The sequence below is a fragment of the Nocardioides sp. NBC_00850 genome (genome assembly GCF_045207335.1).
In the GTDB taxonomy this organism is placed as follows: Bacteria; Actinomycetota; Actinomycetes; order Propionibacteriales; family Nocardioidaceae; genus Nocardioides.
In genome coordinates, this window is the sequence record NZ_CP108845.1 from 5,442,342 (window position 1) to 5,468,201 (window position 25,860).

The 25,860-nt window shown below is 70.1% G+C and carries 28 protein-coding genes; 15 read left to right on the forward strand and 13 right to left on the reverse strand.

Annotation, left to right across the window (positions count from 1 at the left end; genetic code table 11):
- The first annotated feature begins 65 nt into the window (after nucleotides 1-65).
- The 3 genes from OH802_RS26340 to OH802_RS26350 all read left to right on the forward strand — a co-directional run bounded on the left by OH802_RS26340 (nucleotide 66) and on the right by OH802_RS26350 (nucleotide 2,776).
- Nucleotides 66-539, forward strand: coding sequence for a DUF2505 domain-containing protein (locus OH802_RS26340; protein WP_406023340.1), 474 nt, complete (start codon nucleotides 66-68; stop codon nucleotides 537-539).
- A 51-nt stretch (nucleotides 540-590) separates the two neighbouring features.
- Nucleotides 591-1,067, forward strand: a complete 477-nt coding sequence (locus tag OH802_RS26345; RefSeq protein ID WP_160024749.1) for a DUF2505 domain-containing protein — start codon at nucleotides 591-593, stop codon at nucleotides 1,065-1,067.
- Nucleotides 1,068-1,189: 122 nt separating this feature from the next.
- Nucleotides 1,190-2,776 carry a lysyl oxidase family protein gene (locus OH802_RS26350; protein ID WP_406023341.1) on the forward strand — a complete coding sequence of 529 codons (1,587 nt, stop codon included), beginning with the start codon at nucleotides 1,190-1,192 and terminating at the stop codon, nucleotides 2,774-2,776.
- 31 nt (nucleotides 2,777-2,807) lie between these two features.
- Here OH802_RS26350 and OH802_RS26355 read toward each other — a convergent pair whose 3' ends face one another.
- Complete coding sequence (locus tag OH802_RS26355) at nucleotides 2,808-3,152, reverse strand: DUF6912 family protein (RefSeq protein ID WP_406023342.1); 345 nt, start codon at nucleotides 3,150-3,152, stop codon at nucleotides 2,808-2,810.
- Nucleotides 3,153-3,167: 15 nt separating this feature from the next.
- Nucleotides 3,168-4,622, reverse strand: coding sequence for a wax ester/triacylglycerol synthase family O-acyltransferase (locus OH802_RS26360; RefSeq protein ID WP_406023343.1), 1,455 nt, complete (start codon nucleotides 4,620-4,622; stop codon nucleotides 3,168-3,170).
- 192 nt (nucleotides 4,623-4,814) lie between these two features.
- Here OH802_RS26360 and OH802_RS26365 point away from each other — a divergent pair, with 192 nt between their 5' ends.
- The 3 genes from OH802_RS26365 to OH802_RS26375 all read left to right on the forward strand — a co-directional run bounded on the left by OH802_RS26365 (nucleotide 4,815) and on the right by OH802_RS26375 (nucleotide 6,883).
- Nucleotides 4,815-5,159, forward strand: coding sequence for a hypothetical protein (locus tag OH802_RS26365; RefSeq protein WP_378834193.1), 345 nt, complete (start codon nucleotides 4,815-4,817; stop codon nucleotides 5,157-5,159).
- Nucleotides 5,156-6,499, forward strand: a complete 1,344-nt coding sequence (locus OH802_RS26370) for a hypothetical protein (RefSeq protein WP_406023344.1) — start codon at nucleotides 5,156-5,158, stop codon at nucleotides 6,497-6,499. Before OH802_RS26365 ends, OH802_RS26370 begins: the two co-directional genes overlap by 4 nt.
- A 123-nt stretch (nucleotides 6,500-6,622) precedes the next feature.
- The gene (locus OH802_RS26375) at nucleotides 6,623-6,883 is read left to right on the forward strand and encodes a helix-turn-helix domain-containing protein (RefSeq protein WP_091049065.1); all 261 of its coding nucleotides are present in this window, start codon (nucleotides 6,623-6,625) and stop codon (nucleotides 6,881-6,883) included.
- A gap of 91 nt (nucleotides 6,884-6,974) precedes the next feature.
- On the opposite strand, the gene OH802_RS26380 is transcribed toward OH802_RS26375, so the two are convergent.
- Complete coding sequence (locus OH802_RS26380; protein ID WP_406023345.1) at nucleotides 6,975-7,463, reverse strand: MarR family winged helix-turn-helix transcriptional regulator; 489 nt, start codon at nucleotides 7,461-7,463, stop codon at nucleotides 6,975-6,977.
- Between the two features lie 82 nt (nucleotides 7,464-7,545).
- On the opposite strand from OH802_RS26380, the gene OH802_RS26385 reads away from it, so the two are divergent.
- Nucleotides 7,546-9,435: an FAD-binding protein gene (locus tag OH802_RS26385; RefSeq protein WP_406023346.1), complete on the forward strand. Its 1,890-nt coding sequence runs from the start codon at nucleotides 7,546-7,548 to the stop codon at nucleotides 9,433-9,435.
- Nucleotides 9,432-10,340: an LLM class flavin-dependent oxidoreductase gene (locus tag OH802_RS26390; RefSeq protein WP_406023347.1), complete on the forward strand. Its 909-nt coding sequence runs from the start codon at nucleotides 9,432-9,434 to the stop codon at nucleotides 10,338-10,340. Before OH802_RS26385 ends, OH802_RS26390 begins: the two co-directional genes overlap by 4 nt.
- Here the strand turns inward: OH802_RS26390 and OH802_RS26395 are convergent.
- The 3 genes from OH802_RS26395 to sigE form a co-directional block, all read right to left on the reverse strand.
- Nucleotides 10,337-11,731, reverse strand: coding sequence for a S1C family serine protease (locus tag OH802_RS26395; RefSeq protein ID WP_406023348.1), 1,395 nt, complete (start codon nucleotides 11,729-11,731; stop codon nucleotides 10,337-10,339). The two genes, OH802_RS26390 and OH802_RS26395, sit on opposite strands and share 4 nt — an antisense overlap.
- Before the next feature lie 70 nt (nucleotides 11,732-11,801).
- Nucleotides 11,802-12,269, reverse strand: coding sequence for a hypothetical protein (locus OH802_RS26400; protein ID WP_406023349.1), 468 nt, complete (start codon nucleotides 12,267-12,269; stop codon nucleotides 11,802-11,804).
- Nucleotides 12,266-12,862, reverse strand: coding sequence for an RNA polymerase sigma factor SigE (sigE, locus tag OH802_RS26405; protein WP_222118728.1), 597 nt, complete (start codon nucleotides 12,860-12,862; stop codon nucleotides 12,266-12,268). Before sigE ends, OH802_RS26400 begins: the two co-directional genes overlap by 4 nt.
- Before the next feature lie 178 nt (nucleotides 12,863-13,040).
- Between sigE and OH802_RS26410 the strand changes: the two genes are divergently transcribed.
- Nucleotides 13,041-13,676, forward strand: a complete 636-nt coding sequence (locus OH802_RS26410) for an O-methyltransferase (protein WP_406023350.1) — start codon at nucleotides 13,041-13,043, stop codon at nucleotides 13,674-13,676.
- 90 nt (nucleotides 13,677-13,766) lie between these two features.
- On the opposite strand, the gene OH802_RS26415 is transcribed toward OH802_RS26410, so the two are convergent.
- The 6 genes from OH802_RS26415 to dapE form a co-directional block, all read right to left on the reverse strand.
- Entirely contained in the window at nucleotides 13,767-15,305 is a 1,539-nt protein-coding gene (locus OH802_RS26415; protein ID WP_406023351.1) for a leucyl aminopeptidase family protein, read from the reverse strand.
- Nucleotides 15,306-15,479 carry a DUF3117 domain-containing protein gene (locus OH802_RS26420; RefSeq protein WP_008358749.1) on the reverse strand — a complete coding sequence of 58 codons (174 nt, stop codon included), beginning with the start codon at nucleotides 15,477-15,479 and terminating at the stop codon, nucleotides 15,306-15,308.
- A 146-nt stretch (nucleotides 15,480-15,625) separates the two neighbouring features.
- Nucleotides 15,626-17,380: a hypothetical protein gene (locus OH802_RS26425; RefSeq protein WP_406023352.1), complete on the reverse strand. Its 1,755-nt coding sequence runs from the start codon at nucleotides 17,378-17,380 to the stop codon at nucleotides 15,626-15,628.
- A 15-nt stretch (nucleotides 17,381-17,395) separates the two neighbouring features.
- Complete coding sequence (locus OH802_RS26430; protein ID WP_406023353.1) at nucleotides 17,396-17,734, reverse strand: DivIVA domain-containing protein; 339 nt, start codon at nucleotides 17,732-17,734, stop codon at nucleotides 17,396-17,398.
- A gap of 3 nt (nucleotides 17,735-17,737) precedes the next feature.
- Nucleotides 17,738-18,457: a TIGR00730 family Rossman fold protein gene (locus OH802_RS26435; RefSeq protein ID WP_378835715.1), complete on the reverse strand. Its 720-nt coding sequence runs from the start codon at nucleotides 18,455-18,457 to the stop codon at nucleotides 17,738-17,740.
- The gene (dapE, locus tag OH802_RS26440; protein WP_406023354.1) at nucleotides 18,454-19,539 is read right to left on the reverse strand and encodes a succinyl-diaminopimelate desuccinylase; all 1,086 of its coding nucleotides are present in this window, start codon (nucleotides 19,537-19,539) and stop codon (nucleotides 18,454-18,456) included. Before dapE ends, OH802_RS26435 begins: the two co-directional genes overlap by 4 nt.
- Before the next feature lie 136 nt (nucleotides 19,540-19,675).
- Here dapE and OH802_RS26445 point away from each other — a divergent pair, with 136 nt between their 5' ends.
- The 6 genes from OH802_RS26445 to OH802_RS26470 all read left to right on the forward strand — a co-directional run bounded on the left by OH802_RS26445 (nucleotide 19,676) and on the right by OH802_RS26470 (nucleotide 24,998).
- On the forward strand, nucleotides 19,676-20,749 hold the full coding sequence (locus OH802_RS26445; protein ID WP_406023355.1) for a homoserine O-acetyltransferase: 1,074 nt from the start codon (nucleotides 19,676-19,678) through the stop codon (nucleotides 20,747-20,749).
- Nucleotides 20,746-22,068, forward strand: a complete 1,323-nt coding sequence (locus OH802_RS26450) for an O-acetylhomoserine aminocarboxypropyltransferase/cysteine synthase family protein (protein WP_406023356.1) — start codon at nucleotides 20,746-20,748, stop codon at nucleotides 22,066-22,068. Before OH802_RS26445 ends, OH802_RS26450 begins: the two co-directional genes overlap by 4 nt.
- A complete protein-coding gene (locus OH802_RS26455) occupies nucleotides 22,068-22,562 on the forward strand; it encodes a CoA-binding protein (protein WP_406023357.1) in 495 nt (164 codons plus the stop codon). The genes OH802_RS26450 and OH802_RS26455 overlap by 1 nt, the downstream gene beginning before the upstream one ends.
- Before the next feature lie 72 nt (nucleotides 22,563-22,634).
- The gene (locus OH802_RS26460) at nucleotides 22,635-23,156 is read left to right on the forward strand and encodes an OsmC family protein (RefSeq protein ID WP_406023358.1); all 522 of its coding nucleotides are present in this window, start codon (nucleotides 22,635-22,637) and stop codon (nucleotides 23,154-23,156) included.
- A gap of 46 nt (nucleotides 23,157-23,202) precedes the next feature.
- Complete coding sequence (locus OH802_RS26465; protein WP_406023359.1) at nucleotides 23,203-23,757, forward strand: OsmC family protein; 555 nt, start codon at nucleotides 23,203-23,205, stop codon at nucleotides 23,755-23,757.
- Nucleotides 23,754-24,998 carry an NAD(P)-binding domain-containing protein gene (locus OH802_RS26470; protein WP_406023360.1) on the forward strand — a complete coding sequence of 415 codons (1,245 nt, stop codon included), beginning with the start codon at nucleotides 23,754-23,756 and terminating at the stop codon, nucleotides 24,996-24,998. The genes OH802_RS26465 and OH802_RS26470 overlap by 4 nt, the downstream gene beginning before the upstream one ends.
- Here the strand turns inward: OH802_RS26470 and OH802_RS26475 are convergent.
- Entirely contained in the window at nucleotides 24,995-25,765 is a 771-nt protein-coding gene (locus OH802_RS26475; protein ID WP_406023361.1) for a TetR/AcrR family transcriptional regulator, read from the reverse strand. The genes OH802_RS26470 and OH802_RS26475 overlap by 4 nt on opposite strands.
- Between the last annotated feature and the right edge of the window lie 95 nt (nucleotides 25,766-25,860).

Below are 25,860 nucleotides of genomic sequence, written 5' to 3' on the forward strand. Positions count from 1 at the left end.
TGTGTCCGTTCTCTCGGCCGCTCCATTGATGACTCTGGCCCGCCTAGGCGTCATGATGTGTGGTTATGAGCAAAAAGCTGTCGATCGACTTGGCCTACGACGCCCCGATCGCAGCCGTCTCCGGGATGCTCGCCGACGCGGCGTTCCGCGAGCAGGTCTGCGACGCCCAGCACGCGCTGTCCAAGAGCGTGGCGATCACCGGGTCGACGGTGAGCATCCGCTACGCCCAGACCGTCAACGGAGTGCCCGGGTTCGCGAAGAAGTTCGTGGGCGACACCATCGAGGTGCACCAGGACGAGATCTGGTCGGCCGACTTCACCTCCGGCGACCTCAAGGTCATCCTTCCGGGCAAGCCGGGCTCGCTCTCCGGCGTCGCACGGGTGGCCGAGAACGGCACGAAGACCATCGAGACAGTCACCCTCACCGCTACGGTGAATGTGCCCCTGGTCAGCGGAAAGCTGGAGGATCTCATCCTCTCGATCTTCAAGAAGGCGCTCGAGAAGGAGCATGAGGTAGGCACCCGCTGGCTCGCCGCCTGAGCCTCCTCATCCCCCGTCCAAACCCGCAGAAGAGCCCCAAAGGATTCGGCAATGACGACGACCCTTCAGCACGAGCTCGTCTACGACGCCCGCATGGGCGAGGTGTCCGCGATGCTCGCTGATCCGGGCTTCCGCGAGCGGGTCGCCGACGCCCAGGGAGCGCTCCGTCGCCGAGTGACCATCGGCGGTGCGCCGCGGGAGGTCCGGATCGACCGGGTGCAGTCGACCGTCGGCGTACCCTCCTTCGCGAAGCGGATCGTCTCCGGCGACCTCACCGTCCATCAGAACGAGGTCTGGTCCTCCGACACCGTCGCCGTCGTCGACATCACCGTCCCCGGTGGCCTGGCCACCTTGCGCGGCAACATCTCGCTGTCCGAGTCCGACGGACGCACCACCGAGAGCGTGCGGCTGAACATCAAGGTGCCCGTGCCGCTGGTCGGGGCCAAGCTCGAGGAGTACGTCGAGGAGCTGATGCTCAAGGCCTTCGACCTCGAGCAGGCGGTCGGCGCGGCGTACCTTTCTCGCTGATCTCACCGATCTGGTGCAACCAGACCGGGAAACCAACCGTCCCCATATGCGGCGGGCACTAGATTGCCGGCCACTCGGCGCCTCGGATCGGGAGGATCCAAGGCCGTTATAAGGGGATCTCGATGGTCAAACCTCGCACTCGCGTCCGGCAGCTGGTCTCGGCCGGCATCGGGCTGGTCGCAGCTGCACTCGTCGTCACCACGACGGTGACGGCGAACTACGGTGCCGCGAGCGGCACCACCGGCAAGGGAACGTTGAAGCTCGTCGCCGCTGCCGACACCGTCGAGGTGGCGTCCTACGACGGGGTGGCGTACGTGGAGCCGTCGGTCTGGCTGGCCGCCTATGACGCGGCCTTCGAGTTCCGCGCCAGCCACACGGCCTACGACAAGCCGGTCAAGCTGACCAAGACCATCATCCGGGGCAAGAAGCGCACCACCACGACCGCGCCCGCCTCGATCGTCGACGGGATGAAGGGCTTCAAGGACGGCCTTCGGGTCACGCTCAAGAACAAGGCCGGCAAGGTGATCCTCGACGAGAGCCGACCGCTGTGTCCCGGCGGCTACGACAGGCAGCGGGTGCAGACCGACGGCGCCACCGGACCGGTCTACCCGGAGTTCTGCGGCGGCAACTGGTTCACCAAGGGCGTCCTGTACGGGATCGAGCGTGGCATGGCGGTCCCGACCGTCTCCGACCTCGAGTTCGAGACCAAGGGCGAGACCAAGCTGACCATGACGATGAGCGTCAGCAAGCCCGTCGCCGACTTCCTCGGTCTGCCGAAGACCAGCCGCAGCGCCAAGCAGAACCTGGTCATCGTCGACGGTTGCCCCGAGGGCGGCTGCGAGGGTGAGGGCGAGATGGGCGCTCGCTCAGCCCATGGAGCCCACGGAGCCGATGACGACCAGGGCGCTCGCACGGTGGTCCCGCGAGAGTCGCTGGAAGGCGCCGAGGACGGTCGTGGACGACTCCCGCTCGGCGGCGGCGCAGGAGGTACGTCCCACGGCAAGCCCAAGAAGAGCAGCCTGCCCGACCTCGTCTCCGTCCCCGCCTGGCAGATCTCGACCGCGGTCGACGAGGAGGGCACCGACCGCCTCAACTTCGCCGCCAACGAGTGGAACGCCGGACCGGCTCCGATGATCGTCGAGGGCTTCCGGCGCGGCACCGCTCCGGTGATGGACGCCTACCAGATGTTCTACCGCGACGGTAAGCAGGTCGGGATGAAGCGCACCGGCACCATGGAGTTCCACGAGGCGCCGGAGCACAACCACTGGCACTTCCTCGACTTCGCGAAGTACGAGCTGGTCGACGCCAAGGACAAGGTCGTCTCGACCAGCGGCAAGCAGTCGTGGTGCCTGGTGCCGACCGACCCGGTGGACCTGACCGTGCCCGGTGCGACGCTGCGGCCGGGGCAGACCGGCCTGGAGTCGGCGTGCGGCTCGAAGTCGGCGCTGTGGCTGCGGGAGAGCCTGCCGTCCGGCTGGGGCGACACCTACGACCAGTCCCAGACCCAGGCCTTCGACCTCTCCAAGGTCAAGAACGGCACCTACCGGATCAAGGTCACCGTCAACCCGGACGGCAACCTCTACGAGACCACCCGGTCCAACAACGTCAGCCACCGCACCGTGATCATCGGCGGCAAGGCCGGCGCCCGCACCGTCACTGTCCCGCCCTACCAGGGCGTCGACACCGAGACGTGGTGGAACGAGAGGTGAGCCCGGCCTGAGCCGGCGCTGCCGGCGTCGATCACCCGATGAGCTGCGGGATCTCCTGGGTCGCGAACCAGCCCAGGTCCTCGTCGGGGTCGGCGTCGGCAGGCCGGTCGGCCAGGTCGGCGTGCACAGCGGCGACGAGCTTGAGCGGCACCACCTGATCACCCAAGGCAGCCGGGGCCTCGACGACGACCACCACCCTGCGCCCGGCGCCTGCCAGGAGTGCCGCCGAGTCGTCGGCGGCGCTCATCAGGGCGGCGTACTCGGCCTCTTCGCTGTCGTCGGGGGCCGCGTAGCCGTCGGCGGTGCCGGGCAGCTCGCCCTTGGCGTACCAGTCAGCGAGGAGCTCGAGCGTGGCGGGTACGTAGATGCGGGTCACGGGTCGGATTCTGCCTCACTCGCCGGAGTTCTTGACCACGCGCAGGCCCCGCGGCGCCCGGAACCGGCGTCCGGAGATGGTGTCGAGCAGCTCGTCGAGGGCCTCGCTGATGCACTGTCCGACAAGCGACGCGTCGGGCACCAGGTCACGGTCGGCGGTGATCGCGAAGAAGACCTGCCCGTCGTAGGAGGTCACCCCGATCGCGAGGGTGTGCCCCTTGGCCAGCGGGTGGATGGGATAGGAGGCGACCAGACGGGAGCCAGCCGCATAGCGCGGCTCCTGCGGGCCGGGCACGTTGCACACCGAGAGCAGGTAGTCGTGCTCGCTCTCGGCGGCCACCCGGGAGCCGACCATGTGGAAGGTCGCCGGGGCGAAGCCGCTGATCCCGGCCAGCCGCTGCGCACTGACCGTGCGGGCGTTGGCCTGGTGCTGCTCGAAGGAGTAGGACACCTGGTGGAGGCGGACCACCGGCGACGGCTCTGCCACCGGGAGCACCACGAAGTGGGGCGCCACCGCGGAACCGAGCTGGGTCGGGTCGAGCTCCTCGTCGATCACCGAGACCGGCACCAGCGCCGGCACCTGGCGTACGCCGGCCAGGGACTGCTGCCGGGTCATCAGCCAGTCGCGCAGGCCGCCGGTGACGGCGGCGAGGATGACGTCGTTGACGGTGCCGCCGTGGGTGTCCCGGATGCGGCGGAAGTCGGCGAGATCGGCCTGCAGCGTGACCACGAGACGCTGCTGGGAGAGGGGCCCGTTGAGCGGCGTCGGCCGCTCCGGGGCCCGGCGGGTGAGCGCCCGGGCGATGCCGGTACCCGCGTTCTGGACGTCCTTGGCGACACCGGTGACCCGCCCCAGGGCGAAGCCGCCGAGGCTGCGCGCCGTGTCGGTCAGGCCGCTGACCGAGGTGATCGCCTCGAAGACCGCGCCCGCGACCAGGCGCGCGCTCGACTGCGGCTCGGGCGGCTCCCACAGGTCCGGCACGACCGGCCCGACCTCGGGCTTGTCGTCGAGGAGCAGCTGGACCAGGTCGACGGTCTCGGCTCCGTCCACCAGCGCCTGGTGGGTCTTGGTGATCAGCGCGACCCGGTCGCCGGCCAGCCCCTCGATGACGTACAGCTCCCACAGCGGCCGGGAGCGGTCCAGGGGCCGGGAGACGATCCGTCCGGCGAGGTCGAGGAGCTGATCCATCGAGCCCGGACGGGGCAGCGCGGAGCGGCGTACGTGGTAGGTGAGGTCGAAACGGTCGTCGTCCGCCCACACGGGGTAGGCGATGCGGCCGGGCACGACACGGACCCGTTGCCGGTAGCGGGGCACGAAGGACAGCCGGTCCTCGACGTGCTCGAGGAAGGCGCCGTAGTCGAAGCCCTCGGCCTTCGGCTCGATCAGCTCGATACTCGCCACCTGGTGCGGAACGGACAGCGTCTCCCCGTCCAGGAAGGCCACGTCCCGTGCCCCCAACCGATCACTCATGCCGCCACCTCCGTAGCGCAGGCGCCATGGTACGGACGCGGCGGCATGTTGGTCCGATGATTCGCTCGCTGGCGCTCGCTCATGCCCTCTCAGCCCCCTCTTTGGTTCATGTGCGATTGTGGCAGACGCCAGCTTGAACTTAGCCCACGAAACGGGGGAGCAATGCGCCTCACGGCCCGGATAATCGCGGTCGTGGCAGCAATCTGCGGGATCGCGTGCGTCGCGACAGCCTGCGGAAACGACGTCGCCACCGAGCCCAGCAAAGACAGCGACCCGGTGGTCGTCCAGATCAACTTCTCCGGCGACTCGGTCGACCCGCACGGGACCCAGATCGACGTCCCCGTCGGCCACGGAGTAGAGCTCGACGTGACCGCCGACGCCGCCGGCGAGATCCACGTGCACTCCGACCCGGAGCAGTCCGCCGCCTACGGCGTGGGCACCACGCGGATCAGCCTGGGCGCGTTCGAGATCCCTGGTCAGTACGAGGTGGAGTCTCACACCCTCGGCAAGACCATCGTCACCCTCGAAGTCAAGTGATCCTCACCCACGGCGTGGGTGGTCGCCAGGACCTCCCACTGCCGCTCGAGTACGTCATCGCGGGCGCGGTCCTCGCCCTCCTCGTCTCCTTCGGGCTGCTGGTGCTGACCACCAAGCGCGCCGCCGAAGGCCAGGTGGTTGGCCCAGAAAATCCGCAGAGCCGCAACCCACGCGGCTGGCCGGTCCCCCGTCTCGGGCGTGTCGTCGACTCCTCCGCCTGGATCGCGCTGTGGCGCGTCGTCGGGCTGCTGATCTTCGCCTACTTCGTGCTGGTCGCCTTCGCCGGCTCAGACAACGCCAACAACCCCATCTTCGGGATGACGTACGTCTGGCTGTGGGTCGGCCTCGTCCCGTTCTCCCTCCTCTTCGGACGGGTCTTCCGGGCGATCAGCCCGGCCCGGACGATCGTGGCCGGACTGACGTGGCTGCGCGGTGCCGGCGATCCGCCGCTGCGCCTGCCCGAGCGTCTCGGCTACTGGCCGGCGGCGTTCACGCTGCTCGCCTTCGCCTGGCTCGAGCTGGTCTACCCGGAGAACAACTACCTCGGCCCCGTACGCCTCTGGCTGGCCGTCTACCTGGCCGTGATGATCCTCGGCGGCGTGCTCTTCGGCGAGGAGTTCCTGGAGCGCTGCGACCCGTTCGAGGTCTACTCGTCGCTGACCGCGCGGCTGTCGGTGTGGGGACGCACGCAGGCCGGCAACCTGGTCCTGCGGACCCCGCTCGGCAACCTGGACACCCTGCGTCCGACCCCGGGGCTGGTCGCGGTCGTCTCGGTGCTCTTCGGCACCATCGTCTACGACTCCTACCGGGAGTCGCCGGCGTGGCTCCAGTTCGTGCAGAACCCGGAGATCTCGGGCAGCACTGCCTACCTGATCAGCAACGTCGCCCTCATCGCGTTCCCGCTGCTCGTGGCCGGTTTCTACTGCACCGGGACGATGCTGACCGGCGTCGGTGACGTGCCGCGCCGGGCGCTGCCCGGCGAGCTGGCGCCTTCGCTGGTGCCGATCATCGTCGGCTACGTCGTTGCTCACTACCTCAGCTACTTCTGGGAGAGCGGGCTGGCAACGCTGCGCAACGCCTCGGATCCGTTCGGAAACGGAAGCGACTGGTTCGGAACCGCGGACCTGCCGGTCTCCTACTTCTTCGCCTTCCACGCCACGCTGCTGGCCGTCATCAAGGTGGCCGCGGTGATCACCGGACACGTGCTGGGAGTCTGGTCGGCCCACATCCGGGCGCTCCAGGTGCTTCCGCCGCAGCACCTGGTGACCGGGCAGATCCCGCTTCTGCTCACGATGGTCGGCTTCACTGTTGGTGGGTTGTATCTGCTGTTCGCTGCATAGCGCGTCTCTGCTTCACGGTTCACCCACCACGCATCCACAAAGCAGCGCAACAGTACCTAATGCGGACTAACAGGTTGGCGCGATGGTTTACGGCCGCTTGCAGAGTCTGGGAGACTGATCCTTATGTCTGGTACCCCCCGCTTCCTGACTCTTGCCGACGTCGCCGAGGTGCTCAACACCTCGAGCGCACAGGTCTATGCCCTTGTCCGCCGTGGTGAGCTCCCCGCCATCAAGATCGGCGGGCGCGGCCAGTGGCGCGTTGAGTCCAGCGTCCTCGAGAAGTTCATCGATGACATGTACTCGCAGACCAAGGCCTTTGTGGCCGACCACCCGTTCGTCGAGGCCGAGGCCCCCGCGCCCGCTGCCACGCCGGACGCTTCTTGAGTCAAAGCAACCTCAACCCCCACAACTAAACCTTCCCCACAACAACGCGAAGAGCTGCCAGGCATGCTGCCGAGCAGCTCTTCGCGTCTTTTCACGCCTTGGGGTCCTCTCCGGTGACCACCGCACAGGCCTCCGGGCTGTGCGCGGGGGCCGCGCCGGCCGCCTTCCGGAGCAGCTGGCGCAACTGGCCACGCTCCTCGGGCTCCAGACCGGAGAGCACGCCCACCTCGGCGGCGGCCACCTGCCGGCACAGCGCGGCGACAGCCTCCGCGCCGGCCTCGGTCGCGACCACCTGGCGCTGGCGACGGTCGGCGGGGTTGGCGCGCCGCTCGACCAGTCCGGCCTCGACCAGGTCGTCGACGAGGTAGGTCATCACCGTGCGGTCGATGCCCAGATGGGTCGCCAGGGCGAGCTGGCTGGGCTGGTCGCCCCGGACGACCGCGCACATCGTCTCGTAGCCGCGCTGCCCGTGCGGGAACTCACCGATCGCGGCGTTGACGTGCTCCCGGTAGCCGCGCAGCAGGGTGCCGAGGCTCCATCCGAGGTCGGCATCGGTCTGCTCGTCTGCGTTCGTGGTCACCGGAACATCCTAGCAATTCCTGCTGTTGAACCAATCGTCTGTTTCACATACGATCTTCTTCACCGCGTATTGGAGGATGTGCATGACGATCGAAGTGGGCGTCGCCCTCGCTGCCGGCCTCGCCCCGGACCGACTGCTCGCCCTGGCCCGCCGGGCCGAGGAGGGTGGTCTGGACCTGGTCGTGCTCGACCCCGGTGCCGACGACCCCTGGACCGTTGCCACCTGGCTGCTCGGCAGCACCAAGGCGATCCAGGTCGGAGTCGACATCGAGGCGGCGGGCGTGGCGGACCCCTCGGCCGCTGACGGGTGGTTCCCACAGGTAGCCGAGAAGGCGAGGCAGAGCCTCGACGAGGTCGCCGGCGCCCGCTTGCTCACCGACACTTCCGCCTGGGTCGTCGCCCCCGCGGGGGCGGCCCCGGACTCGCTGACATCGCTGATCTCGACCGACGAGCCGAGCGGCCCCGGCGGCCGCGCAGTGGTCGTCCCGGCCACGACCGAGGCCGAGGTCGACCGGGTCGCGGGGCTGCTCGCCGAGCTCGGCGGCCCGGCTTCGGGCAGGCCCCGGCGTCCCGCGGCGGTGCGCGCGCTGCGACGCCCGGGGATCGCCTACGACGAGATCCCGGCGACCCTGGCGGCAGGCGCGGTGGAGCCGGGCGACCCGGGCTATCGCGGCGTACGCTCGACCTATCTGCGCGGCGGGAGCCCCGGCCTGGTGCTGCGGCCACGTACGCCGGCGGAGGTGTCCGACGCGCTCGGCTTCGCCCGCCGCCACACCCACCTGCCCCTCGGGATCCGCAGCGGCGGGCACGGGGTGAGCGGGCGCTCGACGAACGACGGCGGGATCGTGATCGACCTGAGCGCCATGAACCGGATCGAGGTGATCGACCCGGCGCGGCGCCGGGTCCGCATCGGCCCCGGCGCCACCTGGAAGCAGGTGGCCGCCGCCCTCGACGCGTATGGCTGGGCGATCGGCTCCGGCGACTACGGCGGTGTCGGTGTCGGCGGTCTGGCGACCGCGGGCGGCATCGGGTTCCTCTCGCGCGAGCACGGACTGACCATCGACCATCTGATCGCGGTCGAGATGGTGCTCGCCGACGGGTCGATGGTCCGCGCCACCGCAACCGAGAACCCCGACCTGTTCTGGGGCGTACGCGGTGCCGGGGCCAACTTCGGCGTGGTCACCGCCTTCGAGCTCGAGGCCCACGAGGTCGCCGAGGTCGGTTCGGCCCAGCTGATGCTGGTCGTTCCCGACCTCGAGGAGGCGCTGCTCCGCTTCGGCGATCTCGCCACCTCCGCACCTCGCGACACCACGGTGTTCCTGGTGACCGGCCCACCGCGGCCGGGAGGTTCGGTGATCCAGCTCTACGGGCTGGTCGACTCCTCCGATCCCGAGACCATCGTCGAGCGGCTCAACCCGTTCGCCGGCCTCGGCAGTCTCGTCCAGCAGCAGGTGGTGCTGGCCCGCTACACCGACGTCATGAACCAGGCGCCGGACGTCGGTAGCGACGGGCACCACGGCCACGGCGAGCCACACTCGCACTCGGGCCTGATCGGCGCGCTCACCCCGGAGTTCGCGCGCGACGCAGCCGCGATGCTGCGTACGGGAGGTGTGCAGTTCTTCCAGCTGCGCACCATGGGCGGCGCGATCGCCGACGTGCACCGCGGCGCGACCGCGTTCTCGCACCGCGACGCCGCCTTCCAGGTGACCGCGCTCGGCGGGAACCGGCGTGCACTCGACGCAGCCTGGGACGGGTTACGCAACCATCTGGACGGCCTCTATCTCAGCTTCGAGACCGACACCGATCCGGACCGGCTGGCCGACGCCTTCGGGACCCGGGCACTGGGTCGGCTGCGGGAGATCAAACGACGCTATGACCCGCAGAACCTGTTCCGCGACAACTTCAACATCGCACCACACTTCAACTCGAACAACTCGAACAACTCGGACAACGACCCGGCGGAGGACGCATGAGCGACTACGGACACGACCTACTCTTCGGCACCTTCGTCACCCCCAGCGCACGGACGCCGCAACGCGTCGTCGACCTCGCCGTCACCGCCGACCGCGCGGGACTGGACCTGGTCACCTTCCAGGACCATCCCTATCAGCCGGCGCTCCTCGACGCCTGGACCCTGATCTCGTACGCCGCTGCGCGCACCGAGCGCATCCACCTGGCCGGCAACGTCCTCTCCCTGCCGCTGCGCCCGCCCGCGACGCTCGCCCGTGCGGTCGCATCCCTGGACCGGCTGGCCGGAGGCCGCATCGAGCTCGGACTCGGCGCCGGAGCCTTCTGGGACGGAATCGCCGCGATGGGCGGTCGGCGGCTCGGCGCCGGCGCGGGGGTCGACGCGCTGCGCGAGGCGATCGGCATCATCCGGGACGTGTGGGACACCGAGAGCCCCGGCGGCGTCCACTTCCGCGGCGACCACTACGTCGCCGACGGCGTCAAGCGCGGCCCCGCCCCCGCCCACGACATCCCGATCTGGGTCGGCTCCTACAAGCCCAGGATGCTGGCGCTGACCGGGGCGCACGCCGATGGGTGGCTGCCCACGGTGGAGTACATCGAGGGTGGTCCGGCCGCGGTTCCCGCCCTCAACGACCGCATCGACGAGGCGGCCGTCTCAGCGGGCCGCTCGCCCGGCGACGTACGCCGCCTTCTCAACATCATGAACGTCTCGCTCCAGCCGGCCAGCCGCGGGCTGCTCGACGGACCGGCGGACCAGTGGGTCGAGGATCTCGCCGGACTCACCCTGGAGCACGGCTTCTCCGCGTACCTCATCGGGGGCGACGACCCTGCCATCACCGAGCGCCTCGGCGCCGAGATCGCCCCGGCTGTGCGGGAGCTGGTCGCGGCGGAGCGTGGCGTCGACGTCTAGGCGAGGTTCTCGGTCTGCGCCTCGAGCTTGATCTTGAGCTCGTGGCGGGCGCCGTTGCGCATCACCGTGAACTCGACCGTCTCCCCGGGCTGGTGAGCACGGATCGCGACGATCATGCCGATCCCGTCGGTGACGGTGACGTCTCCCACCTTGGTGACCCGGTCGCCGTCCTTGAGCCCACCGGCGGCGGCCGGCGAGCCGGCGTCGACCACCGAGATCAGCGCTCCGTTGTGGTCGGCGGCCTGCACGTCGACGGAGGCGCCCACGATCGGGTAGGTCGCCTTACCGGTCTTCAGGATCTGCGCGGCGGTCACCTTGACCTGGTCGATCGGGATCGCGAAGCCGACGCCGATGCTGCCGCCTTCTCCACCCTCTCCCCCGCCGGCGGTCGCGATGGCCGAGTTGACCCCGATCACCTGGCCGACGAGGTTGACCAGCGGACCGCCGGAGTTGCCGGGGTTGATCGCCGCGTCGGTCTGGACAGCGTTGATGTAGGAGGTGTCGTCCTCGGTCTGCCCGGTGCTCACGGGGCGCTGGAGCGCACTGACGATGCCCGAGGTCACCGTGGAGCTGAGGCCCAGCGGCGACCCGATCGCGACGACGCCCTCACCGATCCTCAGCCGTGACGTGCTGCCGAGCGAGGCCGGCTCGAGCTCCTTGACCTCGGGAACGTCGAGGACCGCGAGGTCGTAGACCGCGCTGCGCCCGACCACGTCGGCCTTGTAGCGGCGGCCCTTGTGGTCGACCACCTCGATGCTGCCCTTGGCCTTGGCGGCGTCGGCGACCACGTGGTTGTTGGTCACCACGTGGCCGTTGCGGTCGAAGACGAAGCCGGAGCCGGTCGCGGCGTCCTCCACGCCCTGGTACTCGGCGAAGATCTGGACCGTCGAGGGCAGCAGCGTCGCGGCCACCTTCACGATGCTGGCGTCGTCGCCCTCCAAGGGCGCGTCGGTCTCGATCGAGCCCGGGTCGAGCCCACCGCCGGCCAGGCTGGACATGTCGTCCTGGTCCTCGAGTACGCCGCCCGCGTAGCCACCCAGCACGCCGAGCAGGAACGCGACGGCGGCAGCGAGCGCCCAGATCGGGCCGGGGATACGGCGGCGCTGCGAGGAGTCGGTCCGGGGTGAGGACGGTGGTGGCGCAGGCGGGCCGTCGAACCCGGGCAGGGAAGCGCCCGGCGGTGGCGGCACCATGGGCGGCAGCGGAGCGGTGTCGGCGGCCGTAACCGGCTCGACGGCGGGTCTCGGCATGCCCGGCAACGGCACCTCGGCCGTGTCCCGCTCGTCGTCGACAAGGTCGTCAGGGGACGACTGCCCGGCCGGGGGCACGTCAGACGGTGGTGCCCAACGGGAGATCGGCCGCGACTGGTCGTCTTGTGGTTCCTGCGTCACGACACCCATTCTTCCCACTCGCCCCAACAATGGGCAGCCCGGGTCTCGTGTCGCGTCGCCGGGCCGACGCTCAGCGGCGTACGTGGGCGACGACGGGAGCGCCCGGAGTGCCCGGGAGCTGGGTGACCGCGGTGACCGGGAGATTCCTGGGGACCGGCGCGTCAGCCGGCGCGGCGGCGAAGGTGAACATGCCGAAGACGGCGGCACCGACAGCACCGCCACCGGCGGCGACCATCACCAACGTACGCCGCATCGACCGGGGGTCGGAGTAGGTCTCGTCGAGGTCGTCGGCGGGCCACATCGAAGCGGCCAGAACACCGCCGCGGAGCGAGCCCTTCAGGTCGGCCGGTGCGGTGACGCCGGGGTCGACGCTGAGGCCGGCCAGGCGTCGCTTGAGCCAGCCCTCGCGCTCCACGGCGCGGCGGCAGGCGCAGCACTCGTGCACGTGCGCCCAGGCGCGCTCCTCCTCTGCTGCGGGGAGCTGTCCGTCGAGAAGGGCGCTGATGCGCGCGCCGAGGTGGTTGCCCAGAAGACTCATGAAGCCCCGCCCCACAACACCTTGGGCCCGGAGTGACGCAGTCGTCCGCCGCGCGGGGCGCGGTGGGCGAGGGCGTCACGGAGCATCGCCCGGCCGCGGTGGATACGCGAGCGGACGGTGCCGAGCTTGGCACCGAGGATCTCGGAGATCTCCTCATAGGAGAGCCCCTCCACGTCACAGAGCACGACCGCGGCCCGGAAGTCGGGCGGCAGCGTGGCCAGCGCACGCTCGATGTCGTCATCGAAGCGCTGGTCGGTGTAGGCCACGTCCGGCGTCGGGCCGCTGCTCGTCAAACGCGAGGCGCGCTCGTCGGAGAGGGCATCGAAGCGGATCCGCTGCTTACGACGGGCCTGGTCGAGGAAGAGGTTGGTGGTGATCCGGTGCAGCCAGCCCTCGAAGGTGCCGGGGCTGTAGGTGTCGAGAGAGCGGAAGACGCGCACGAAGACCTCTTGGGTGAGGTCCTCCGCGTCGTGGCGGTTGCCGGTGAGACGGTAAGCGAGCCGGTAGACCCGGTCGGAGTGCTTCTCCACGATCTCGTCCCACGTCGGAACACCCGGCTCTACGGTCGGGGCCTGCGTGGGTTCCGCGGTCATGGTGCTCCTGTCGTCTGTCTCGCTGATCGCTGACATCTCCTACGGTAGATCCCCTGGGACCGGAAGGGCTGAGAGTTGCCTGTGAGGCTCCTATTTTTCCTCTTCCTGTGCTCTTCCAACGCACGAGTTGGATCAGGCGTTCCCGCACCGTTACGCGAAACAGGTTAGGTTTTGCGGTGTGACCAGCCCTGTCTCGACCGCAAGTTGGACCTACGCCGACGAGTTCGTCGCGGAGGACGACCTCCTCGCAGCCGCCCGATCCCGGGCCGAGGAGGTCGGAGTCGCACCCATCGGGCCCGGCGGCGGTGCGGCGCTGCGCTTCCTCGCCTCCGTCCTCGACGCCAAGAACGTCGTCGAGGTCGGCACCGGCACGGGTGTCTCCGGGCTGTGGCTGCTGCGCGGCATGCGCCCCGAGGGGGTCCTGACCACCGTCGACATCGAGACCGAGCACCAGCGGCTGGCCCGCCAGAGCTTCACCGAGGCCGGCTTCGGCCAGCGGCAGGCGAGGTGCATCGCCGGCGCCGCCCTCGACGTGCTCCCCCGGCTCACGGACGACCACTACGACCTGGTGTTCGTCGACGGCGACAAGACCGAATACTCGGCCTACCTCAAGGAAGCGCTGCGCCTGCTCCGTCCCGGCGGCGTCGTCGCCTTCGACAACGCGTTGTGGCACGACCGGGTGGCCGACCCGTCCGTACGCGACGAGGAGACCGCCACCATCCGCGAGCTCAACCAGCAGGTCGCCGACAACGACGGCCTCATCCCGCTGCTGCTCCCAGTCGGCGACGGCCTACTGCTCGCCCGAAAGATCTAGCCCAGACGTCACCCCCGTCGGCCGAGGCGGCACCTGAGTGCCATCTCGGCCGACGTACGTGACCTCTCGGCCGACGCGGGTGACGTCTCGTCAGGAACCGACGCCGGAGAGCGGGTCGGCGCTTGCCAGCCAGCTCAGGAGGACCCGGGCACCGAAGCCGGTGGGGCCGGGAGTGAGCTCGTGGACGTCGGCGTACGCGTCACCGCAGGCGACGTCGATGTGGGCCCACGGGATGCCACCGGTGAAGTGGTGCAGGAAGAGCGCGGCGGTGATGGCACCGGGCCCGCCTGGGGCGTTGTCGGCGTCGGCGACCTTCGAGGAGAGCTTGTCCTCGTAGTCGGCGACCAACGGCATCCGCCACAGCGTCTCGCCGGAGACCTCGGACGCCTCGGCCAGCAGCGTGGCCAGCGCGTCGTCGTCGGCGAAGTAGCCGGCCATCGTCTGCCCGAGCGCCACCCGCATCGCACCGGTGAGGGTCGCGATATCGACCAGGGCGGCCGGCTTGAGCTTGTCCACGGCGTACGCCATCGCGTCGGCCAGCACGAGGCGGCCCTCCGCGTCGGTGTTGGTGACCTCGGAGGTGCGGCCGCCGTAGTGGGCGACCACGTCGCCGGGGCGCAGCGCCGAGCCGGAGATGGCGTTCTCGGCGGCGGCGATGAGGCCGACCACCTTGACCGGGCAGCCGATCTCGGCCAGCGCCGACATCACCGCGAGCACCACCGCGCCGCCGGTCATGTCGCGCTTCATGTTGAGCATGCCCTCGCCGGGCTTGATGTTGAGCCCGCCGGTGTCGAAGGTGATGCCCTTGCCGACCAGTACCACCGTCGGCGCCGTCTTCAACGAGTTCAGCCGCCCAGCCTTGCGGGGCGTGTAGTCGAGCCGGATCAGCCTCGGCGGGGTCGCCGAGCCCTGGCCGACCGCGACGATTCCTCCGAAACCTTCCGCCGCGAGCTGGTCCTCGTCCCAGACGGTGACCTTCAGGCCGGTCTCGGCTGCCAGTGTCGTCGCCTGCTCTGCGAGCCAGGGCGGGTTCTTCAAGTTGCTCGGGACCGAGGAGAAGAACCGCGCGCGCCAGCTGGCGCGCGCGATCGCCTGGGCCCGGTCCAACGCTGCCGCCTGGTCGTCGCCGAGGTCGGCCAGAGTGATCGTCTCCACCGGTTTCCACGGCGCACCCTCGGAGCGCCAGTGGAAGAGGAAGGACCCCAGCGTCGCACCGGCCACGAACGGCTCCAGCCCGACCTCCGGGTCGGCCGCCGGAATGGTCGTGACCACCTCGGACCGATCCCGCACGGCGCGAGCCAGCGCGGCCCCCGCCCGCCGGAAGTCGTCGCGACGTTGCGCGCCGACACCGATCAGGAGGATCTGCCGCAGGGTGCCGGAGCCGGTGACGGCGTACGTCGTCACCTCACCGGCGCTGCCGGTGGCACCTTCGAACTCGAGATGACCCAGGAGGTCGTGCTGGTCGCCGAGGTCGGCGGCCCCAGGACCGATGACCAACTCGTCCTCGCCCGGGATGACCGGGAGCGCGATGATCTCGGCATCGAGGCTCTCCGGGCCGAGCGGATTGAGCATGAAGGTGGGTGGCCCGACCTGCGACGGCAGAGCCGGTGACGGCAGCGTTGTGGTCATCTACGCGTTCAGCCCAAGACCTTTGATCTCTTCGCCGAGCGCGGCGGCCTCTTCGGCGTTCAGTTCGACGACCAACCGGCCACCACCTTCGAGCGGGACGCGCATCACGATGCCCCGACCTTCCTTGGTGACCTCCAGCGGACCGTCTCCTGTCCGCGGCTTCATCGCCGCCATGCGGCACCTTCTTCCGTGTCTCGCGTGTCGGCGCTCACCTGCCGGATGGCCTCGGAGCGCGCATTGCACGTCCATTATCCCTCATCAGGTCAGCAGACCTGACGGCAAGGTGGGAGTTTCGGCGGGTTGACCTGCGTTCGAACCTGTCAGATGACCGAGGTTCCGTAGGCCCAGGTCAGCCAGATCGCGAGGATCACCAGCGTGAGGTGCACCACGATGGCCGCTCCGGAGGACTCGTGGAACGCTCCGTCCCGGTCCCGACGGTCGCCTCCGACCGACCGATCGTAGGCGTCGTCGTAGCGCTCGTCGTAGCGCTCGTCATAGCCACGGTCGTAGGCCGCGTCGTAGTCGTAGCCCTGCGCGTACGCCTGGTCGTAGCCCTGCTCGTAGCCCGCGTAGGCGGGCTCGTCGTAGCCCTGGTCGCGCTGACGTCGACGCGGCTGCGCCTCGGGCGCGGGCGGGGTCGGGGCAGGGGGCTCGGTCCGGTCGCGGCCCCGGTCGCGGTCGCGCGGACCGTAGGACTCGAAGGAGTAGGGGTCGTACGTCTCGGGCTGCTGCCCCGGCGGGCGGCCGGACTGCCGGCTCGGCACGGGCGGCGGCGCAGGCGCGGGTGCGGGCTGGGGTGCGGGCTGGGGTGCCGGTTGGGGCGCGGGCCGGGGTGCGGGGCGCGGCGCGCGCGGCGGGCTCGGCGGGCTCGGCTGCTGTTGACCCGGGTAGTCGGAGTAGCTGCTGTCGCGCCGGTAGCGGCGGTCGGCGAACTCGTCGTGGCTGTCGTTGCGGCGGTCGTCGTAGCGATCGTCGTAGCCGCGCGAGCGGCGCTGCGGCGGCTCCTGACGGCGACCCCACGGGTCCTGGCCGCTCCGGCCCGGCTCGCCCTGACTCGGCTGGGGCTGCTCGGGCGCCGGTCGCTGAGGAGCCGGACGCTGAGGGTCGGGGCGCTGCGGGGCGGGACGCTGGGGTGCCGGACGCTCGCGCATCGGCTGCTCAGGGGCTCGCCGCTCCTGTGCGGGTCGCGCGGGAACAGGGCGGTCCTGTCGCGGCCGGGCGGGAGCCTCCGGGGCCGGCGGCTGGGGCACGGGCTGGTGACGTACGGGCTGCTGGGGCGCCGGTGGCTGGGGTGCGGCTGCCCGCCGCGGAGGCCGCTGCGGGGAGGGCTGGGGCTGCGGTGCAGGCTGAGGTGCGGGCGGGGGCGGTGCCTGCCGCCCGGCCACGCGGCGACCGATCTGCCCGTCCCGAGCAGGAGCGGGAGCAGGAGCCGGCGCTGGCGCAGGAGCCGGAGCCGGTGCGGGGGCCGGCGCAGGCCGCGGCGCAGGCGAGGGGTCACGCTCGATCGGCGCCATCACGGCGGTCTCGTCCACACCCGATGCGGCTCGCCGGGGCTCGGGCCGGCGTTCGGCCGGACGTCCCTGCTGGGCCACGGGCTGAGGAACAGGCTGCTGAACCGGTCGGCGCGGGTCCGCGTAGCCTGCCCGGCCGTCAGGCTCGGCGTAGTCGTCGTAACCCGGCTCTGCATAGCCGGTCTCGTCGTAGGCGTAGCCGTCCTCGGCGTACTCCTCGGCGTAGTCGTCGTAGCCGTCGTCATAGCCGTAGTCGTCGTGGCCGGAGGCTGCGGCGCGCTGCTCCTTGAGCCGGCGGGCGAGCAGGTAGAGGCCGGCGATCGCGGCGAGCCAGATCCCGAAGAGCCCGATCACGCCCGGGATGTCGCCGCCGAGGAAGAACGACGACGGCGAGGCGAGGAAGAGGACCCAGACCAGGAGGCCGGCTGCACCGGCGTACAGGTGGATCTTGGGCGGCAGCCCCGCCTCCTGCGGCTGCAGGAGATGTGGCTTCAGATAGGTGAGCGCGACGATCACCGCGACCAGGGCGGTCACGGCGTAGACGAGTACGGCAGCGAAGCTCACGGCAGCGATTCTGTCCTAGACGTCGGGCGAGCCCGAATCGGGCTCGGGCGTATGTGATGTGAGTCCCCCGACTCCGACCTCGGCACCGGCATCCCCGGCCGCGGTCGACTCACGCCATTCTGCCTCCTCGGCAAGGCGGGCGATCAGAGCGTCCACCTCGTCCATCCGGTAGCCGCGGAAGGCCACCGAGAAACGTACGTGACGCAGGTCTGCCGCCTCCAGGACGCGGTCGCGGGGCACCAGAGCGTCGGGCTGGTCGCCGTACTCCTCCCCCATCGGCGCGCCCGTCCCGGCGGCTATGAGGGCGACTCCTCCGAGAGCCAGCACGATGAGTGCCGCGAAGATCCAACCCATCAGTCAGTCACGCGCCTTCTGCATCAGCTCGACCGCCTCGTCCACGTCGTCGGTGAGGGTGATCATGTCCAGGTCGCTCTGCTTGATACGGCCGTCGGCCAGCATCGTCTCGCGCATCCAGTCGAGCAGCCCCTGCCAGTGCTCGACGCCCATCAGCACGATCGGGAACTGGGTGATCTTCTTGGTCTGGGAGAGCGTCATCGCCTCGAAGAGCTCGTCCATGGTGCCGAGACCGCCGGGCATGACGATGTAGCCCTGGGAGTACTTCACGAACATCATCTTCCGCACGAAGAAGTAGCGGAAGTTGAGCCCGAAGTTGACGTAGTCGTTGAGCCTGGCCTCGAAGGGCAGCTCGATGCCGAGGCCGATCGACTCGCCACCGGCCTCGAGAGCGCCCTTGTTGGCCGCCTCCATCGTGCCCGGGCCGCCGCCGGTGATCACCACGAAGCCGGCCTCGGCCAGGCCGCGGCCGATCGCCTCGGCCTGGGCGTAGGTCGGGTGGTCCTGGGGCGTGCGCGCGGACCCGAAGACGCTGATCGCCGGACCGATCTCGGAGAGGTCGTTGAACCCCTCGACGAATTCGGCCTGGATCTTCATGACCCGCCACGGATCGGTGTGGACCCAGTCGCCGTGGCCGGAGCTGTCCAGCAGTCGCTGGTCGGTGGTGCTGCCGGCGGGCCGCCCCTTGGTGGGGCGTGGGCCGGAGCCGCTGCGTCGGGTCATGCGGTCAACCAATCACGAAGGGCCTGCTCGCACGCGGTGATCTCGGAGATCCGCACGTGCTCGTCGGCCTTGTGGGCGAACATCGGGTCACCTGGACCATAGTTGACCGCCGGTATGCCGAGAACCGTGAACCGCGCCACATCGGTCCAGCCGAACTTGGGTCCGACCTCGCCGCCGACGGCGGCGATGAAGTCCTTCGCCGCCGGCCGGTCCAGGCCGGGCAGCGCGCCCGGGGCCGAGTCGGTCAGGGTGACGTCGTAGCCCTCGAAGAACTCGGTCACGAACGCCAGCGCCTCCTCCTCGCTCCGGTCCGGCGCGAAGCGGAAGTTGACCGTCACCACGCACTCGTCGGGGATCACGTTGCCGGCCACTCCCCCGGCGACGAAGACCGCGTTGAGGCCCTCGTGATACTCCAGCCCGTCGATGACCGGCTTGCGCGGGACGTACGACTCCAGGCGGCGGAGCACCTCGCCGGCCTTGTGGATGGCGTTGACGCCGCGCCAGGAGCGGGCGCTGTGGGAGCGCTCGCCGGTGGTGCGTACCTCGACCCGCAGCGTGCCCTGACAGCCGGCCTCGACGCCGGCGTTCGAGGGCTCCATCAGGATCGCGAAGTCTCCGGCGAGGAGGTCGGGCTCGCTGGCCGCGAGCTTGCCGAGACCGTTGTGGACGGCCTCGATCTCCTCCGCGTCGTAGAAGACGTACGTCACGTCGCGGTTGGGCGTCTGAAGAGTGGCGGCGAGCTTGAGGATGACCGCGTCACCGGACTTCATGTCGCAGGCGCCGAGCCCGTGCAGGATGCCGGTGGCCTCGTCGAAGCGGCTGGGGAAGTTGCCGTTGACCGGCACCGTGTCGAGGTGGCCGGCGATGACGACGCGCTCGGGGAGGCCGAGGTCGGTGCGCGCCACGACCGAGTTGCCCCGCCTCTCGACGACGAGGTGGTCGTACACAGCCAGCGCGCGCTCCACGGCGTCGGCCAGCCCCAGCTCGTTGAGGCTCACCGAGTCGATGTCCATCAGCTGCCGGGTCAGCGTCACCACGTCGGTCGTCAGGTCGATCTCGGGAGTGTCAGGACTGGTTGTCACAGGCGCTAGTCAACCAGCCCTCCATGAGAGATCACGCGGGGACCTGTCGCCTGGATGCCGGACATCCCTCCGCGGGCTCGGCACGCACGCTACATTCTGTAGTTAGAAACTCGACTTAATGGAGAGAGGGGTGTCGATGGCCACGGTGCGGCATGCCCGCCTCTTCGACGAGGCCGACCCGCTCCACCTGTCCGGCGGCGACACACTGGCGCCCGTCGACGTCGCCTACGCCACCTACGGCGAGCTGGCATCCGCCCGCGACAACGTCGTCTTCATCGCCCACGCGCTCACCGGCGACGCCGAGGCCGTGACGTGGTGGCCGACGATGGTGGGACCCGGGAGGCCGGTAGACACGGACCGGTTCTTCGTGGTCTGTGCGAATCTCCTCGGCGGCTGCCGAGGCACCACCGGGCCGTCCTCGACCGATCCCACCACCGGCCGGGCCTGGGGGCTCGACTTCCCGCTGATCTCGGTCGCCGACCTGGTCACCGTCCACCGCCGGCTGCTGGACCACCTCGGCATCGAGAAGCTCTACGCGGCTATCGGCGGATCGCTGGGCGGCATGCAGGTCCTGCAGTGGGCCGCCGATGCACCCGGTCAGATCGAGCGGACGGTCCTCGTCGCCGCCTCGGCCCGGTTGAGCGCCCAGAACATAGCGCTCTCGAACGTCGCCCGGCAGGCGATCCTGCGCGACCCCGACTTCCGCGGCGGACGCTACCCGGACCACGGCGTGGTCCCCGCCGACGGACTCTCGGTGGCGAGGATGCTCGGCCACGTCACGTACGTCTCCGAGCCCGGGCTGGAGGCGAAGTTCGGCCGGTCGCGGCGCGGCGCCACCCCGGGATTCGGGATCGACTTCGAGGTGGAGAGCTATCTCGACCACCAGGCGCGCTCGTTCGTCGACCGCTTCGACGCGCTCTCCTACCTCTACCTCTCCCGCCTCCTCGACTACTTCGACCCGTTCGCCTCGGCGGGTTTCGCCGAGCGGATCCGGGACACCCGGTTCCAGGTCATCTCCTTCGACTCCGACTGGCGCTTCGCCACCTCCCACTCGGTCCTGATCGAGAAGGAGCTGCGCCGCGCGGGCGTCGACGTCGAGCGCCACGAGATCGCCTCGACCTGGGGACACGACTCGTTCCTCCTCGACCCGCCGGGCTACCACGACCTCGTCCGGAGCTTCCTCAACGATCGAACTGGAGTTGGTTCATGAGTGACCACGCGTACGGCTTCAACACCCGTGCGATCCACGCCGGCAACATCCCCGACGGCGTCAGCGGCGCCCGGGCGCTGCCGATCTACCAGACGGCGTCGTTCGTCTTCGACGACACCGCCGATGCCGCCGCGCGCTTCGCACTGCAGAAGTACGGCAACATCTACACCCGCGTCGGCAACCCGACCGTGGCCGCGTTCGAGGAGCGTCTGGCCTCCCTGGAAGGTGGCATCGGGGCGGTCGCCACCGCCTCTGGCCTCTCCGCCGAGTTCGTCACCTTCGCCTCCCTGGCCGGCGCCGGCGACCACATCGTCGCCTCCGCCCAGCTCTACGGCGGCTCGGTCACCCAGCTCGACGTCACCCTGCGCCGGTTCGGCGTGGAGACGACCTTCGTCTCCTCGACCGACCCGGAGGCGTACGCCGCGGCGATCCGCCCCGAGACCAAGCTCGTCTTCGCCGAGACCGTCGCCAACCCGTCCGGCGACATCGCGGACCTGGAGGGACTGGCCGACGTCGCGCACGCGCACGGGGTGCCGTTCGTGGTCGACTCGACGATCCCGACGCCGTACCTGTCCCGGCCGATCCAGTGGGGCGCCGACATCGTGGTGCACTCGGCCACCAAGTTCCTCGGCGGACACGGGACCACGCTCGGCGGAGTCGTCGTCGAGTCGGGCCGCTTCGAGTACTCGCCCGAGCGGTTCCCGCTCTTCCACGAGCCGGTCGAGCACTACGGCGGGCTGTCGTGGTGGGGCAACTTCGGCGAGTACGCCTTCCTCACCCGGCTGCGCGCCGAGCACCTGCGCAACGTCGGCGCGACGCTGAGCCCGCAGTCCGCCTGGCAGCTCGCCCTCGGCGTCGAGACCCTGTCCCTGCGGGTCCAGCGCCACGTCGAGAACGCGCGGATCGTCGCCGAGTGGCTCGATGCCGACGACCGGGTCGAGAACGTACGCTGGGCCGGCCTGCCCTCGCACCCGCACCATGCGCGAGCGCAGAAGTATCTGCCCAAGGGGCCCGGCAGCGTCTTCTCCTTCGACGTCAGAGGCGGTCGCACCGCCGGCGAGCGGTTCATCGAGTCCGTCGAGCTCGCCAGCCATCTGGCCAACATCGGCGACGCCAAGACCCTGGTGATCCACCCCGCCTCCACCACCCACCGCCAGCTCAGCGAGGCACGGCTGGCCGAGGCCGGCGTCACGCCCGGGCTGGTGCGGATCAGCGTCGGCATCGAGGACGCCGACGACATCATCTACGACCTCGACCAGGCGTTCACGGCAGCCGTACCAACCGTCTCGGGCTTCGCTTCGACCAGGAAGGAGATCTGATGGCCATCCCGCAGATTCCCCACGAGCCGACCGCACGCGAGCGGCAGGGGCTCCTCCGGGCAGCGAGGTCGATCGCGATCGTCGGCTTCTCCCCCAACACCGCGCGGTCGAGCTACTACGTCGCCACCTACCTCACCCAGGACACCGACTACCGGCTCTACTTCATCAACCCGAACGCCGCAGGTCGCGAGGTGCTCGGGCAGCCGGTCTACGCGAGCCTGGCGGATCTCCCGGAGACCCCAGACATCGTCGACGTCTTCCGGAGGGCGAGCGACCTGCCCGCGGTCGTCGACGAGGTGGTCGCGCTGGGATCGCCGGTCGTGTGGTTCCAGCTCGGGCTGATCAACGACGAGGCCGCGGAGGCGGCGCGCGCGGCAGGGCTGAGCGTCGTACAGAACCGCTGCCTCAAGATCGAGCACGCCCGCTTCCACGGCGGCCTGCACCTGGCCGGGTTCGACACCGGGGTGATCACCTCGCGCCCGAGCGGGCGGTGAGACTCCTTCTTTAGTCGAGTTAGTTAGTCTATTATCTCGATTAATCCACTCCCTCGACTCCGGAGCGTTCTCATGAGCATCGATTCAACGACACAGCTCAACGATGTCGACCTCGCCGCCGTCGGCAACCTCGTCCAGGCGATCCAGGACGATCCCGCCAAGGCGCGCACCACCTGGGCCGCCCACGTGACCTGGAAGGGCGCCTTCGCATCCGAGGCGAAGATCCGATCCTTCGAGCCCACGCCGTCCGACGAGCCCGCAGGTCTTGGCGGCGGCGACACCGCCGCCAACCCCGTCGAGCAGCTTCTCGGCGCTCTGGGCAACTGCCTCGCCGTCGGCTACGCGGCGAACGCCTCGGTCGCCGGGATCGAGCTCGACGACCTGCGCATCGACCTCAAGGGCGACGTCGACCTCACGGTCTTCCTCGGCCTCGCCGAGGGCCACGCCGGCTTCGACACGATCGACGCGACGGTGACGATCGCGTCCGAGGCACCCCGCGAGGAGCTCGAGGCGCTCCACGCCAAGGTGCTCGCCAGCTCGCCCGTCGGCCACACGCTAGGCAGCGCCGTCCCGATCAACGTCTCACTGGCCTGACTCGCCTCCACCGCCCCATCCACACCCATCGAAACGAGGAACCACCATGACAGAGACCACCGTCGACAACGGCGTCAACGTCGCCGCCCTGCTCGGCGCACGTGCCGCCCTGCAGGAGGCCCCGGAGGCAGCCAAGTTCACCTGGCGCGCCACCAACACCTGGGTCAAGGGCACCCACTCCAAGAGCAAGGTCGAGGGCTTCTTCGGCCTCGGCGAAGAGCAGGAGACCCAGCGCTCCTTCGAGTCCGACGGCGACCACCCGCCCCAGTTCGCCGCCGACAACCAGGGCCCCACGCCGGTCGAGACCGTCCTGGTCGCGCTCGGCGGCTGCCTGACGGCCGGCGTCGCCGCCGTCGCCCAGCAGCGGGGCATCCAGCTCAACTCAGTGACCGCGACCATCGAGGGCGACCACGACATCCGCGGCATCCTCGGCGCCGACGCGGACGTACGCAACGGCTTCACCGGCGTACGCGTGAACTACTCGATCGACGCCGACGCCTCCCCCGAGGACATCGAGGCGCTGGTCGCGCAGTCCCAGAAGCGCTCGGCCGTCTTCGACATCCTCACCAACCCGACCGCGGTCAGCGTCTCGGTCTCGTGACAACGAGTGTCCCGTCTCGCCGCACCACCGTCGCGGTGATCGGGGCGGGGCACAGCGGCCTCGCAGTGAGCCACCGACTCAGCGCCGAAGGGATCGACCATGTCGTCCTCGAGCGCGGGCAGGTCGCTCACTCGTGGCGCACCCAGCGCTGGGACTCGCTCCGCCTGCTGACCCCGGGCTGGATGAACCGGCTGCCCGGGCTCGCCGACCCGCTGCTCGGCCCCGCGGAGGCCGACGAGTTCCTCACCGCCGCGCAGGTCGCCTCGCTGGTCACCGGCTATGCCGACGTGATCGCGGCGCCGGTGCACGAGAACGTCGAGGTCCACCGCGTCTCCCCCGACCGGAGCGGCTTCCTGGTCGAGACCTCCGCGGGTCCGTGGTCGGTGGAGCAGGTCGTGCTCGCCACCGGTTCGGTACGCGGCGTCGTGCCCACCCTCGCCGACGACCTCCCGCCCGGGCTGCCCTCGGTGCACGCCATCGACTATCGGCGCCCCTCGCAGCTGCCGCCCGGCGGCGTGCTGGTGGTCGGGGCGGCCGCCAGCGGCGTACAGATCGCGGCGGAGCTGCAGGCCTCGGGCCGCCAGGTCACCCTCGCGGTCGGCGAGCACGTCCGGGTGCCGCGCCGCTACCGCGGGCGCGACATCTTCGCCTGGATCGAGGAGGCCGGCATCCTCGACGAGCGCTGGGACGAGCTCGACGACATCACCCGCGCCCGGCGGCTCTCCTCCTTCCAGCTCGTCGGCGGCACCACAACGCTCGACCTCAACACGCTGCAGGATGCAGGCGTACGCGTGGTCGGCAAGCTGGCCGCGCTGCGCGACGGCGAGGTGCTCTTCTCGGGCTCGCTGACCAACATGGCTGCTCTCGCCGACCTCAAGGCCAACCGGCTGCTGAACGGCATCGACCAGGCCTTCGGCGGGTCCGGGGAGCGGCTCGAGCCGACCCGCGTGCCCGAGCCCGTGCTTTCGGCGTCGCTGACCTCGGGCGAGATCGGCTCCGTCGTCTGGGCGACCGGCATCAAGCCGGACCACGGCTTTCTCGACGCCGACGTCTTCGACCGCAAGGGCGCGATCCGCCACGACGGCGGCGTCACCGACCTGCCCGGCCTCTACGTCACCGGGCTCCCGGTGCTGCGGCGCCGGCGCTCGACCTACATCGACGGCGCTCGCGACGACTCCGCCGACCTGGTCGCGCACCTGTCGCAGCGGCTCGCCGACCCTGCCCGCCGCAGCGTCGGCTAACGGCCCACGTGCGCGAGCACGCCGTCGATGATCCGGGCCAGCCCGTAGTCGAGCTCGCGCGCGGGGTCGCTGGCCGCCTGATAGGCCTCGCCGGCAGCGGTGCCGACCCGGTTGGCCAGTGGATAGTGGCTGCCCGCCATGACTTCGTTCAGCGTGTCGTAGTTGGCCTCCCACCACTCTGACTCGGTCATCCCCGTGACCTGCTCGGCGCGGCGCTTCATGAGCTCGCTGCGGGCGATGTTGCCCGCGAAGCCGATCAGCACCGCGACCGTCTGGTCCATCTCCAGGTCGGAGAGCCCGAGACCGTCGACCGCCCGCAGCTGCCACTCGTAGCGGTCGCTCATGTTGGGACCCAGCCAGGGGCGTACGTCCTGCACCTCGAGCAGCCACGGATGGGCCCGGAGCTCGTCGTGCGTGAGGTTGGCGATCAGCTCGAGGCGCTTGCGCGGATCCTCCGGCAGCTCCGGGAGCTCGGCGCGGCCGGTCACCTGATCGGCCATGAGCACCAGCAGCGCGTCCCGGTTGGGCACGTAGGAGTAGAGCGTCATCGTCCCCAGGCCGAAGCGCTGGGCGATCGCGCGCATCGTCACGGCGGCCAGGCCCTCGGCGTCGGCGAGTTCGATCGCGGCGTCGACGATCTCGTCGACGCTCACCTTCTGCTTCGGGCCGCGTTTGGTCTTCGGCTCCTCGCGCGTTCCCGCCCGATGGCGCCACAGCAGGCGCAGGGAGGGGTCCGACTGGTCTGGCTGGTCCGGCACGTCGCTCATCGTAACCTCATCCCAAATAATTTCGTACGTCGTACGGAACAAATGCTACAGTCACTCCGTTGACATCTTCGTACAACGTACGAAATTGGAGGAAC